This is a genomic window from Neobacillus sp. GCM10023253 (genome assembly GCF_042653105.1).
Lineage (GTDB): Bacteria > Bacillota > Bacilli > Bacillales > Cytobacillaceae > Neobacillus > Neobacillus citreus.
On the sequence record NZ_JBHSHV010000003.1, the window covers coordinates 856372 to 869109 of the forward strand.

Consider the following 12738-nt stretch of genomic DNA (forward strand, 5'->3'; position numbering starts at 1 on the left):
TAGTCATGAACTTTGAACTGGATGAGGATATTCTTTTTTTAAAAAAGAATGTAAGAGAATTTATTCAAACCGAAGTCGAAGCGGTTGCGATGCAAATTGAAGAGGAGAACCAAATTCCGGAAAGAATTATCAATATGTCAAAAGAGATGGGGCTTTTCGGTTTAAGTATTCCTGAGGAATATGGCGGGCTTGGAATTGGGATGGTCGGCAAATGTGCCCTATATGAGGAAATCGGCCAGACACACAATGGCTATACCACGTTAATTGGCGCTCATACTGGCATTGGTTCGGTCGGGATTGTTGAAATGGGAAATGAGCAGCAAAAGCGTAAGTATTTGCCGGAAATGGCAAGCGGTGAAAAAATTGGCGCATTTGCCTTAACCGAACCTGAAGCGGGGTCCAATGCTGCTAACTTAAAAACAACAGCTGTTCGTAAGGGTGATAAATATATCCTAAATGGATTGAAGCATTATATTACCAATGCTACTGAGGCCAGCGTTTTCACTGTGATGGCTGTGACCGACCCGTGTAAAGGGGCCAAGGGCATCACCTCGTTCATTGTTGAAAAGGATTTCCCCGGCTTCAGGGTGGGGTCCGTTGAGAAAAAAATGGGCTTAAGAGGTTCTCATTCAGCAGAATTAATTTTTGAAGATTGCGAGGTTCCAGTGGAAAATGTGCTTGGTGAAGAAGGGCAGGGCTATATGAATGCCTTGAAAATTCTTGCCAACGGACGTGCTGGTTTGGCCTCCCGGAATTTGGGCTCCTGCCAAAAGCTTCTCGACATGTCAACGCGATATGCGCTTGAGAGAATCCAATTTGGCAAACCAATCATCAGGAACCAGGCTGTCAGTCATATGCTTTCCGAGATGGCCGTAGATATCGAAGCACTGCGTTCGTTTACGTATCGCGTTGCCTGGATGGTTGATCAGGGAATGAAGGTCATCAAAGAAGCAGCGATGCTGAAGCTATACGGTTCCGAGGTATACAATCGTGTTGCTGATAAGGCAGTTCAGATCCATGGAGGAATTGGGTATATTGCAGACTATCCGATTGAACGCTTTTATCGTGATGCGCGGATCACAAGAATCTATGAAGGAACTTCAGAGATTCAGAAAAACATTATTGCTGCGCAGTTAGAGAAGGAATACAGCTAAACTATTAATCTAGGGACAGGTGATTTAATATGCAAAATGATATTGTCATTTTAAGTGCAGTAAGAACACCAGTAGGGAGATATGGCGGCACATTAAAAAGTCTTAATTCCGGGCAGTTGGCAGCGGTTGCGATTAAAGAGGCTATTGATCGCGCCGGTATTAAGCCTGAGCAAGTCGATGAAGTGATTTTAGGAGAGGTTAGACAAACGACAGAATCCTCCAATGTAGCAAGAGTCGCTGCGCTTCGGGCTGGGGTTCCGGAAACAGCTCCGGCATTTACGATTAACCGTTTGTGTGCCTCAGGAATGCAGGCAGTTGCTTCAGGGGCGCAGCAAATCGCATTTGGTCAAGCAGATATTGTAGTCGCTGGGGGAACTGAAAGCCTCAGTAATGCTCCTGTTTACCTAAGAAACTCCCGCTTTGGCGGTGACAATCCAAAGCTGGTTGATTCCAATGCCGAGGCTGGCCAACAGCCTCAGGAAACATACGGCAGCGGGCTTGGAATGGGAATAACGGCGGAAAATGTCGCTGAAAGATTTTCGATTTCTCGCGAGGACCAGGATGCATTTGCGCTAGAAAGTCAGCGTAGAGCAGCAGCTGCCATCAGTGAGAAACGCTTTGCGGACGAAATTGTCCCTGTAGAAGTTAAAGGGAAAAAAGGGTCCGTTTGGTTTACGGAGGACGAACATCCAAGACCTGATACAACCATCGAGGCATTAAGCCGTCTAAAGCCGGCGTTTAAACAAAATGGCACGGTTACGGCTGGTAATGCCTGCGGGCGGAATGACGGGGCAGCTGCGCTTGTACTAACATCAGGCAGCCATGCCGAGAAATTAGGCTTAAAACCGATGGCGCGAATTGTCGATTGGACAGCTGTTGGTGTATCACCTGAAGTTATGGGCATCGGTCCGGTTCCAGCAGTGAAAAAACTCCTTGAACGTACAGGCTTAACGCTTGGCGAAATTAGTTTAATCGAACTGAATGAAGCGTTCGCTTCGCAATCACTTGCTGTTATTCGTGAGTTAAACTTAGATTCGTCCCGAGTGAATGTCAATGGCGGTGCAATTGCTTTGGGCCATCCGCTTGGTGCCACTGGTGCGAAGATTATGACGACTCTGATTTATGAATTGAAACGCCGTGGTGAAAAATACGGAATTGCCACTCTTTGTGTTGGCGGCGGCCAAGGAATGGCAATCCTGGTTGAAGCCTTTAATCAATAGGAAAGGGCAGGAAATGTGAAATTACCAGTTACGAGATCGACATTTTTTGAATACTTGGGTTTTAACAGCACTAAAACCGACACGTTTCATCTTGATTTGCCGCTTCAGACTATTTTGCTGCAGGATGATGGCACTGTCCATCCAGGCGTTTTTTCAACAATGCTGGATATTTCCATGGGGGCGACTGCCTCCCTGGAAACAAATTCGTTTGCAACGACGATTAACCTTAACGTTTCCTTTTTTGACCTAAGACCGAAAGAAAACTATCATGCGAAAACAAATATACTTAATATCGAGGAAAAAGTCATAACAGCCGAGGGAATCGTTTATGGGCAGGATGGTGCTGTTGCTGCCAAGGCTATAGGCATGTTCAAGGCAAGTCCTGTTAAACAATGAAGAAATTGAAAGGTGGTGATAGGGTGTCCCGATTGGATTGGGAGATATATGAAATGATGGAAAGGAATCCATTTTTCAAGCATATCGGATTTGAACTCGTAAATTCCTCAGAGGAAGAGATTTTGCTGAAGCTCTCAATAAAAACCGACCTGCTAAATACGAATAAAAGCCTGCATGGAGGAGTTCACGCCTCGATGCTTGATACGGTGCAATCAATTGCTCTCCGTTCCGTATATCAATGCCCGGTTACAGCTATGAATCTGGATGTTCACTATTTTGCTCCAGCAAATACCGGTCATCTTTTTGCAAGGGCTAAACTTCTCCAAAAGGGCTATAAAATGGCTGTGCTGGAAGCGGAAATTATTGACGAGAATGCAACATTAATTGCCAAAGGAACCGGTACCTATAAGATAGTCAGAAATGCATAGAGAAGAAAGTTCCTGATATTGTTTTCAAAAAATTTCGACTAAAAATAGTAGATTAATATAGAAATTTCTATCACTGTGTGTCCATGCTGATCTATTATAAATCAGCTAAATTACGGAATTTTATAGCAATTTGAAAAGATGCCCCTAAAAAATATGCAAAAAATATGATTCTACTATAACGATGAGAAAATTGTCGAAAATATCGAATTGAATATTCGAAAAATTTTTAATAATATTAGGTTATTCGACATACCAACTAGTTAGTATGTAGAAAAAAGAGGAGTGGTAAGGATGAATTTTAGTTATTCCGATAAGGTAGTAGAATTGCAAAAAAAACTTACTGAATTTATGGAAGAGTATATTTATCCAAATGAAAAGCTCTATCATGATCAAATTGATAAAAACGATCCATTTTCAAAGATCCCGCCAATAATGGAAGAATTAAAAGAAAAGGCAAAGCAAGCTGGTCTATGGAACTTATTTTTACCAGAGAGTGAATATGGAGCCGGTTTAACGAACCTTGAATATGCACCGCTTTGTGAAATCATGGGACGTGTCCATTTTGCACCAGAAGTGTTTAACTGTGCTGCGCCTGATACCGGAAATATGGAAGTATTGGTCCGTTACGGGACTGAAGAAGATAAAGAAAAATGGCTGAAGCCGTTATTAAATGGAGAAATTCGCTCCTGTTTTTCAATGACTGAGCCGGATGTTGCTTCATCCGATGCTACCAATATTCAAGCAAGTATTGTCCGTGATGGCGATGAATACGTTATCAATGGAACAAAATGGTGGTCATCGGGCGCTGGAGACCCTCGCTGTAAGATTGCGATTGTTATGGGTAAAAATGATCCTGATGCACCAAAACATGAGCAGCAATCGATGATTCTAGTACCGCTCGATGCTCCTGGAGTCACAATCAAACGAGTTACAACTGTATTTGGTTATGACCATGCACCGCATGGCCATGCCGAAATTGAATACAACAATGTTCGTGTACCGGCTTCAAATATGCTTTGGGGCGAAGGTAAAGGTTTCGCAATCGCGCAGGGACGTCTAGGACCTGGAAGAATTCATCATTGCATGAGAACCATCGGTGCAGCTGAACGTGCACTTGAGCTTCTTTGCAAACGCGTTCAGGAACGGACAGCATTCGGTAAAAAAATTGCCGAGCAAGGCGTAGTTCAAGAATGGATTGCCGAAGCGAGAATAGATATCGAGCAGGCCCGTTTACTTACATTGAAAGCGGCCTACATGATGGATACAGTTGGAAATAAAGAGGCAAAAGGCGAAATTGCCATGATTAAAGTGGTTGCGCCTAACATGGCATTAAAGATAATTGACCGTGCCATTCAGGCATTTGGCGCCGCCGGTGTAAGCCAGGACACTCCTCTTGCCGCAAGTTGGGCCAATATCCGTACACTAAGACTTGCTGATGGTCCGGATGAAGTGCATAAGCGTGCGATTGCCCGCTATGAATTGAAAAAATACCGTTAATCGTATTAGGAGGAAAAAATAGATGCATGTTAAAGAGCTTTTTGATTTAACAGGTAAAGTCGCCATTGTAACAGGCGGCGGCCGAGGTCTTGGCCAGCAAATTGCTGAAGGATTTGCGGAGGCAGGCGCCAATGTAGTGGTCTGTTCCCGTAAACTTGAGGCCTGTGAGGAAGTAAGTGAAGGCTTAAAAAAGATTGGAGTCGAGAGTCTAGCATTAAAATGTGATGTCTCCAATCCTGAAGATGTTAGAAACGTTGTGGAACGAACAATGGAAAAATTCGGACGCATCGACATTCTTGTCAACAACAGCGGTGCATCTTGGGGAGCGCCTGTCGAGGAAATGCCGCTTGAGGCTTGGAATAAGGTAATGAATACGAATGTTACCGGAACCTTCTTAATGTCCCAGGCAGTCGGAAGAGTGATGATCGAACAAAAGGGCGGCAAAATCATTAATATTGCTTCTGTCGCTGGGCTTCAGGGGTCGAACCCAAAATACATGAATGCGATTGGCTATAACGCTAGCAAAGGGGCAGTTATTACCTTCACCAAGGATTTAGCTGTGAAATGGGGCCAGCATGGTATTTATGTTAATGCAATTGCACCAGGATTCTTCCCAACAAAAATGTCAAAAGGGCTGCTTGATGCTGGTGGTGAAGCCATCTTAGAAGGCACTCCATTACGTAAGTTTGGGACTGATACAGATATGAAAGGTGTAGCGTTGTTCCTGGCATCGCGAGCTTCGGACTTTGTAACCGGGGATATCGTCGTTGTAGACGGCGGCTCACATGTAATGTAAGAAATTAATAGAATCGTAAATATAAAAAAGCAGGAGGGGATTTGCTTAATGAAAAGAGATGCTGTCATTGTTTCGGCAGTTAGAACTGCCATTGGCAGACAGGGAGGCGCACTAGCGAGCGTTCCAGCACATGTTTTTGGAGCTGAAGTAATTAAAGAAGCAGTTAAAAGGGCAAATATCACGCCTGACATGATAGACGACGTTTTTTTGGGAAATGTTTTATCAGGCGGTGGAAATATTGCGAGATTAACTGCATTGCAAACGGGACTGTCCATCGAAATTCCAGGCGTGACAGTCGATAGGCAGTGTGGATCTGGAATTAATGCTATTAATCTAGCAGCCCAGGCAATTAAAGCTGGGGATGGAGATATCTATATTGCCGGCGGAACAGAAAGTATGAGCCGTGCTCCTTACTTGATGGACCGGCCGGAAAAACCGTATGGTGCGAATCCTCCAAGTTTCCGGAAATCGCAGCTCTCTCCTAAAGAAATAGGCGATCCGCCAATGGGGATTACGGCTGAAAATCTCGTGAAAAAATACAATATTACACGGGAAGAGCAGGACGCATTCGCGCTCCAAAGCCAGCAACGAATGAAAGCTGCCGTGGAAGAAGGACGCTTTAATGAACAAATCGTTCCTATCACTATACCTGTTAGAAAAGGTGAGCCGATTGTTTTCAATAGTGATGAGCATCCAAGGCCGGAAACGACCATTGAGGGTTTGGCAAAGCTTCCACCAGCATTCCTCCAGGATGGATCAGTCACTGCAGGCAGCAGCTCAGGTCTAAATGATGCTGCATCGGCCCTAGTTATCATGTCACGGGAAAAAGCAGAGGAATTAAATTTAACTCCACTAGCGGTTATCCGTCACTATGCAGTTGCCGGTGTTGACCCGAATATCATGGGAATTGGCCCTGTTCCGGCTGTTAGAAAGGTTCTTGAAAAATCAGGATTATCCATAGAAGACATGGACTTAATCGAAATCAATGAAGCCTTTGCCGCTCAAGTAATTGCTTGCAACCGCGAGCTTGAAATGAATATGGAAAAAGTCAATGTTAACGGAGGGGCCATCGCCCATGGCCACCCGTTGGGAGCAACAGGTGCCATCCTCGTCACCAAAGCCTGCTACGAACTAAAACGCACCGGCGGAAGATATGCCCTTATCACCGCCTGCATTGGCGGCGGCCAAGGAATCGCTACAATCATCGAGAGCGAATAAAAACAAGGTACTGACTGTGGTGGTCCTCATCTAGGTGTCAGGCACCAAACTTGACCAAACGCCTTATTGAAAGGGGAAAAGTCAATCTTGGTGTCAGACGCCATCTACCACATTCCACTACAGCAGCACTTTGATTTTAATGCTGAAAGGATAAACCGATGAAGCGAAAGATAATGGAGACGGGGATTTTACTATTCGATAAAAACGGGTTTAAGTCAACTTCGGTACAGGATATTGTCCAGGAACTGGGTGTAACAAAGGGTACATTTTATTATTATTTCAGCAGTAAAGAGGAATTGTTAAAGGAAATTCATCTGTTGTATATTGAGTCAATAATCAAACAGCAGGAAGAAATTATGAATAATTCTTCGTATGATTTTGCCAAAAAACTGCATGAGATTATCTTAATGCAGATTAGCACCATTAGAATCGAACTGAGAAGTGCCCGGATATTTACCAGAGAAATGCGGCATTTAAGCAGAGATAATTTCTTCGAAATCAAGGAAAAACGAAGCGCATTTCGTCATAATGTCCAAAAATTAATTGAAGAAGGTATTACACAAGGAATCCTCCAAAAGGGCCGCGCCGATATAATAACAATGGCTATCCTTGGCATGACCAACTGGAGCTATTATTGGTTCAACCCGGAGGGAGAAGTCCCTGAAGAAAAGGTTGCGGATATATTTCTTGACCTTATTTTAAACGGAATTAGCAATGATAGCGTTTACACACCTAACATCTAGCATTCTTGCAAAAAGGAGAGATCGAGATTGTTAACTCTTCATTATCAACATTGGCCAAATATCCCAAAATCATTGAATGTCCCTGCCACTTCACTCTATGACAATCTTAGAGTAAGTGCAAGCCGTTATCCTGATCAGGATGCTATCTTCTACTATGGGAATAAATTGACTTACCAGCAATTAGATGAAGAAGTAAATGCCCTGGCCGGATACTTAGAGCATAAGTTAGACGTAAAAAAAGGGGACAAAGTCCTGCTCTTTATGCAAAATTCCCCGCAATTTGTGATTGGTTTCTACGCCATTCTAAGGGCCAACGCTGTTGTAGTCCCAATTAACCCAATGCTGGTTGCGGATGAACTGGAATTTTACATTCGCGACTGCGGAATTAAAACAGCAATCGCCGGACAAGAACTCTTAGACCGAGTTCAGCCTCTGTTAGGAAAAACCTCCTTGGAGCACCTGCTCCTTACAGCCTATTCAGATTATATAGGTGAAGGCTTTGAAAAAATGCTTCCAAAAGAGGTGGAGGCACCAAGATTAGTGGTAAACAATCCTAATCATTACAACTGGGTTGATGCGATTCAGGCAAATCTCACTCCATCAGAACATACGGCAAAAGGTGATGATTTGGCTGTTATGCCCTATACATCAGGGACAACAGGTCTTCCAAAAGGTTGTATGCATACTAACCGGTCAGTCAATGCGAATACTGTAGGCTGCTACCACTGGTCCTCTACAACACCAAATGCCATCCATCTGATGACCTTGCCGCTTTTCCATGTGACGGGTATGGTGCACAGCATGCACATGCCAATTTTCAGCGGCAGTATGATGGTCATTATGACGAGGTGGAATCGGGATGCGGCAGTGGAACTAATAAAGAGCTTAGGCTGCACCCATTGGGTCACAATCGCTACCATGATTGTCGATTTTCTTGCCAATCCAAATCTGAAGGTGGAGGACATTGCTTCCTTAACCTATCTTGCTGGTGGAGGAGCAGCTCTTCCAGAAGCGGTTGGTGAAAAATTATTTAACCTGACGGGATTGCGATTTGTCGAAGGCTACGGACTTTCAGAAACGATTGCCCAGACCCATTTCAATCCGCCGAATCGACCAAAAATGCAGTGTCTTGGAATCCCTTCCTATGATGTCGATGCTAGAATTATTGAGCCGTCAACTGGAAAGGAACTTGGTGTCGGTGAAGTCGGTGAAATTATTGTCAATGGACCGCAGGTAATGGTTGGCTACTATAACCGCGATGACGAAAACCGGGAAGCATACCTTGAGATTGATGGGAAAAGGTTTTTCCGAACTGGGGATATTGGCCGTTTTGATGAAGATGGATATTTCTTTATGGTCGATCGTGTTAAACGCATGATTAATGCCTCCGGATTCAAGGTATGGCCAACTGAAGTCGAGTCATACCTTTACAAGCACCCTGCTATTCAGCAAGCTTGCGTCGTGGGAGTACCAGATCCTAGAAGAGGGGAAAACGTAAAAGCTTTTGTCATCTTAAATGAAGGGTATGAAGGCAAAGTCAGCGAGGATGACATTATCGAGTGGTCAAAGCATCACATGGCCGCCTATAAATATCCACGCATGATTGAGTTCAGAGAGGTGTTTCCAATGACCTCCAGCGGCAAAATTCTCTGGCGCACCCTTCAGGAGGAAGAAAATGAAAAGGTTCAGAATCAGGTCCATTAAACGGTTATGATCAAGAGGGCTGAAATTGCAGAAGGCCCCTCTTGAAAAAATTATACTAACTAACACAAAGGAGGAGAGCAATGGATATTCTTATTCAGCAGTTGTTTAACGGTTTAACCATAGGGAGTGTTTACGCACTGGTAGCTTTGGGCTTAACCCTAGTTTATGGAATTTTGCACATTCCAAACTTTGCTCATGGTGCACTTTACATGATGGGCGGATACATAACGCTAACCATGATGACCAAATTCGGACTTAATTACTGGATTGCGATCTTTGTTTCAATTATTGTTGTCGGTATTATTGGTGTCTTAATGGAAAGGCTGGTCTTTTACCCTCTTCGGGAATCACCGCCAATCCAAGATAAAATTGCCGCCATAGGTATCCTCTTATTCCTAGAAGCTTTCGCACAATATACCTGGGGAGCAGAATACCAGAGCATGCCATCACCATATGGACAAGTTGTTGAAGTTTTTGGCTTAACACTTACGATGCAGAGAATTCTTATTGTAGTCGCTGCGGTTATCGTTATGATTCTATTAAACCTTTTCTTAAGAAAAACTTATACCGGTTCTACGATCATTGCGATGTCGCAGAATCGTGAAGGTGCAAGTCTTGTTGGGATCAATACAACGCGGGTAGCTATGTTGACCTTTATGATTTCAGGTGGACTTGCAGCTATCGCTGCATCCATATCGGCACCAATCAATCTAGTTTTCCCAGGGATGGGGCAGCTAGTTATCTTAAAAGCGTTTGTCATTATTATTCTTGGTGGAATGGGCAGTATCCCAGGTGCTATCGTCGGAGGATATATCATCGGATTCAGCGAAAGCTTGGGAGCGACCTACATTTCAAATGACTATAAGGACATTATTGCCTTTTTTATCCTCGTTATCATTCTTACGGTTAAACCAACCGGATTGTTTTCAAAGGGGGGACATTAATGTCAGCGCTATTTAACAAAAGAAATATTATCATTCTGTTAGTATTGGTTTCTCTTGTGTTTCCGTTAATAACAACAAATACCTATTTGATTCACGTAATGACTCTGGCGTTTATTTGGATGATTGGGGTTTATGGACTTAACTTGCTCGCAGGCTATACCGGTTATCTTTCATTGGCACACGCAGGATTCTTTGCAATCGGAGCGTATGGTTTGGGGATTTTAACAGTAAAAGCCCATATGAGTTTCTGGCTTGCTTTTGTCTTATCGCTGTTGATTACTAGTATCCTAGGATTAATTGTAGGTTTGATTGCGCTGAGAACGAAAGAGCACTTTTTCGCAATCTACACATTGTGCTTAGGTTATATTATTTATCTCGTGATTGACAAATGGGAAAGTTTAACAGAGGGTGTTCGTGGTCTGATTGGAATTCCTGCACCTCAAGGCTTTGGCCCAATTACATTCGAGACGGAAAAATCACATTATTACCTGGTATTATTTTTCCTTCTCCTCGTCATTTTGGTTATGTACCGAATTATTCATTCACTGTCTGGAAGATCGTACATTGCGATTCGAAATAGTGAAGATTTAGCACAGACAATTGGGATTTCAACGGGAAGAAATAAATTAACAGTCTTTGTTTTATCTACATTTTTTGCTGGCCTTTCCGGTGCTTTGTATGCATCCTTTGTACGTTTCATCGGCCCAGATATCGGTAATATTGCGATTATCTTTGATTTGCTAACATACCTTATTGTTGGTGGTATCGGAACACTTACCGGTCCAATTATCGGGACTTTGCTTGTCATTTGGCTTTCACAGATGCTACAGGATTTTCAGCAGTACCGCATGCTCATTTTCGGACCACTTCTAACGCTGCTCGTTATTTTTTATCCGCGCGGAATCGTTGGCGGCGTCACAGACATCTACCGAAAGCGCATGGCCAAGAAAGAAAAGCAGCTGGCAGACAAGAAGGAATCGTATATTCAAAGCGACCTGCGGGCTAAAAATCAGGTTAAGGAGGGGTAGGCATGATTTTTTTAGAGACAAAAAACCTGACAAAAAAATTCGGCGGCAACGTGGCAGTCAACAATGTCGATTTCTCGGTTGAAAAAGGAAAGATCAATGCCATCATTGGTCCCAATGGTGCAGGAAAATCTACATTTTTCAACTTAATTAGCGGCTTCCATAGTCCAAGCTCAGGTCAAGTTATATTCAAAGGCCAGGATATTACTAAACTGCCTTCTAATAAAATAGCTGAACTTGGGGTAGCACGGACGTTCCAAACCACCAATCTTTTTGACCAAGCAACCGTGTTGGACAATGTTATTGTCGGGCATCGCTTGCGTACAAAATCCAATCTCTTTGATGCTATATTGAGAACTTCTAGGCTTAAGAAGGAAGAGGAACAATGTCGTGATAAAGCGATGGAAGTCCTTGAATTCGTTGGTTTAGAGCATTTAGCAGGTAAACTGGCAGGGGGGTTAACACAGGAAGAGAAGAAACGAACAGCGTTTGCGTTAGCACTCGCCACTGACCCGGAAATCGTTTTTCTTGACGAGCCTGCCGGCGGGGTGAATCCAAGCGAAACAGATGGCCTGGCTGAATTAATGCAGAAGATGGTCGATAAAGGGATTACGGTCTGTTTGATTGAACATAAGATGCAAATGATCATGAGAATAGCCCATAAAATCATGGTCCTTAACTACGGTGAAAAAATCGCCGAAGGAAGACCGGATGAAATTCGTAATAACGAGACGGTCATTAAGGCTTATTTGGGAGGGAGTGCCAGTGCTTAAACTTGATAATGTCTCTGTCAAATACGGAAGCTTTACTGCCGTTCATGACATTAATATTGAGGTAAATGCGGGTGAGATCGTTGTATTGTTAGGCTCAAATGGGGCTGGAAAGAGTACAACTTTCCGGGCCATCAGCGGCCTTAACAAACCATCAACAGGTGAGATTATTTTTGAAGGCAAGAATTTAAATAAGGCGTCTGCCGACCAAACAGTTGCATGGGGAATTGGCCAGTGCCCGGAAGGAAGAAAGCTATTTCATGCCATGTCTGTGGAAGAAAATCTAAAAATGGGTGCTTATGTCCATCGCCGGAAGAAAGATCAAATCAAGCACTCGCTGGAGCATGTGTATGAATTGTTCCCGATTTTAAAGGACAAGCGCCACGATCCAGCTGGTTCTTTGAGCGGAGGACAGCAGCAAATGGTAGCCATCGGCAGAGCACTCATGTCAAAGCCGAAGCTAATGTTATTGGACGAGCCTTCGATTGGTCTGGCTCCATTAGTCGTTGAACAAATGTTTGAGGTTATCCAAAAAATTAATAAAGAGGGAACAACTATTCTATTAGCCGAACAAAATGCCAATGCAGCGTTAAAAATCGCCGATAAAGGCTACGTGTTTGAAAACGGAACAATTGTCCTTAAAGGTACGTCTGCAGAATTGTTTGCTAACGATGAGGTAAGAAAAGCCTACATCGGTGCATAAAAATGCGGGTCTAGCAGGCTTGAGCTTACGATCTACTGCTGGATCCGGAAATCTTAAACAGTTTTCCAATATTAATAAGGGGGTGGTGTTCGGATATACGATTAATTTTCTGTCCAATCTTACGAAAAAATTTTAGGGGG

13 protein-coding genes are annotated in these 12738 nt (G+C 43.5%); all 13 read left to right on the forward strand.

Annotated elements, in window-relative coordinates:
• Positions 1–5: 5 nt before the first annotated feature.
• Complete coding sequence (locus ACFPA1_RS04520; RefSeq protein ID WP_378581511.1) at positions 6–1154, forward strand: acyl-CoA dehydrogenase family protein; 1149 nt, start codon at positions 6–8, stop codon at positions 1152–1154.
• Positions 1155–1183: 29 nt separating this feature from the next.
• Positions 1184–2374, forward strand: a complete 1191-nt coding sequence (locus ACFPA1_RS04525) for a thiolase family protein (RefSeq protein ID WP_378581513.1) — start codon at positions 1184–1186, stop codon at positions 2372–2374.
• A gap of 15 nt (positions 2375–2389) precedes the next feature.
• On the forward strand, positions 2390–2770 hold the full coding sequence (locus ACFPA1_RS04530; protein WP_213140402.1) for a PaaI family thioesterase: 381 nt from the start codon (positions 2390–2392) through the stop codon (positions 2768–2770).
• A gap of 53 nt (positions 2771–2823) precedes the next feature.
• Positions 2824–3198 (forward strand): PaaI family thioesterase, encoded by a 375-nt coding sequence (locus ACFPA1_RS04535; RefSeq protein ID WP_213140401.1) that lies wholly within the window; start codon positions 2824–2826, stop codon positions 3196–3198.
• Positions 3199–3489: 291 nt separating this feature from the next.
• Complete coding sequence (locus ACFPA1_RS04540; protein ID WP_378581516.1) at positions 3490–4695, forward strand: acyl-CoA dehydrogenase; 1206 nt, start codon at positions 3490–3492, stop codon at positions 4693–4695.
• Positions 4696–4717: 22 nt separating this feature from the next.
• Positions 4718–5491, forward strand: a complete 774-nt coding sequence (locus ACFPA1_RS04545) for an SDR family oxidoreductase (protein ID WP_213140399.1) — start codon at positions 4718–4720, stop codon at positions 5489–5491.
• A gap of 48 nt (positions 5492–5539) precedes the next feature.
• The gene (locus tag ACFPA1_RS04550; protein WP_213140398.1) at positions 5540–6709 is read left to right on the forward strand and encodes a thiolase family protein; all 1170 of its coding nucleotides are present in this window, start codon (positions 5540–5542) and stop codon (positions 6707–6709) included.
• A gap of 158 nt (positions 6710–6867) precedes the next feature.
• Complete coding sequence (locus ACFPA1_RS04555) at positions 6868–7452, forward strand: TetR/AcrR family transcriptional regulator (protein ID WP_213140397.1); 585 nt, start codon at positions 6868–6870, stop codon at positions 7450–7452.
• A gap of 27 nt (positions 7453–7479) precedes the next feature.
• Positions 7480–9156: a long-chain fatty acid--CoA ligase gene (locus ACFPA1_RS04560; RefSeq protein ID WP_378581518.1), complete on the forward strand. Its 1677-nt coding sequence runs from the start codon at positions 7480–7482 to the stop codon at positions 9154–9156.
• A gap of 80 nt (positions 9157–9236) precedes the next feature.
• A complete protein-coding gene (locus ACFPA1_RS04565) occupies positions 9237–10100 on the forward strand; it encodes a branched-chain amino acid ABC transporter permease (protein WP_213140395.1) in 864 nt (287 codons plus the stop codon).
• Positions 10100–11128 (forward strand): branched-chain amino acid ABC transporter permease, encoded by a 1029-nt coding sequence (locus ACFPA1_RS04570; RefSeq protein WP_213140394.1) that lies wholly within the window; start codon positions 10100–10102, stop codon positions 11126–11128. Before ACFPA1_RS04565 ends, ACFPA1_RS04570 begins: the two co-directional genes overlap by 1 nt.
• Positions 11129–11130: 2 nt before the next feature.
• A complete protein-coding gene (locus ACFPA1_RS04575) occupies positions 11131–11898 on the forward strand; it encodes an ABC transporter ATP-binding protein (RefSeq protein ID WP_213140393.1) in 768 nt (255 codons plus the stop codon).
• Complete coding sequence (locus ACFPA1_RS04580; protein WP_213140392.1) at positions 11891–12598, forward strand: ABC transporter ATP-binding protein; 708 nt, start codon at positions 11891–11893, stop codon at positions 12596–12598. Before ACFPA1_RS04575 ends, ACFPA1_RS04580 begins: the two co-directional genes overlap by 8 nt.
• The last annotated feature ends 140 nt before the right edge of the window (positions 12599–12738 follow it).

Coding starts and splice junctions, on each gene's coding strand:
- ACFPA1_RS04555 (WP_213140397.1), top strand. CDS start 6,868: ATGAAGCGAAAGATAATGGAGACGGGGATTTTACTATTCGATAAAAAC.
- ACFPA1_RS04535 (WP_213140401.1), top strand. CDS start 2,824: ATGATGGAAAGGAATCCATTTTTCAAGCATATCGGATTTGAACTCGTA.
- ACFPA1_RS04540 (WP_378581516.1), top strand. CDS start 3,490: ATGAATTTTAGTTATTCCGATAAGGTAGTAGAATTGCAAAAAAAACTT.
- ACFPA1_RS04550 (WP_213140398.1), top strand. CDS start 5,540: ATGAAAAGAGATGCTGTCATTGTTTCGGCAGTTAGAACTGCCATTGGC.
- ACFPA1_RS04525 (WP_378581513.1), top strand. CDS start 1,184: ATGCAAAATGATATTGTCATTTTAAGTGCAGTAAGAACACCAGTAGGG.
- ACFPA1_RS04575 (WP_213140393.1), top strand. CDS start 11,131: ATGATTTTTTTAGAGACAAAAAACCTGACAAAAAAATTCGGCGGCAAC.
- ACFPA1_RS04520 (WP_378581511.1), top strand. CDS start 6: ATGAACTTTGAACTGGATGAGGATATTCTTTTTTTAAAAAAGAATGTA.
- ACFPA1_RS04565 (WP_213140395.1), top strand. CDS start 9,237: ATGGATATTCTTATTCAGCAGTTGTTTAACGGTTTAACCATAGGGAGT.
- ACFPA1_RS04545 (WP_213140399.1), top strand. CDS start 4,718: ATGCATGTTAAAGAGCTTTTTGATTTAACAGGTAAAGTCGCCATTGTA.
- ACFPA1_RS04570 (WP_213140394.1), top strand. CDS start 10,100: ATGTCAGCGCTATTTAACAAAAGAAATATTATCATTCTGTTAGTATTG.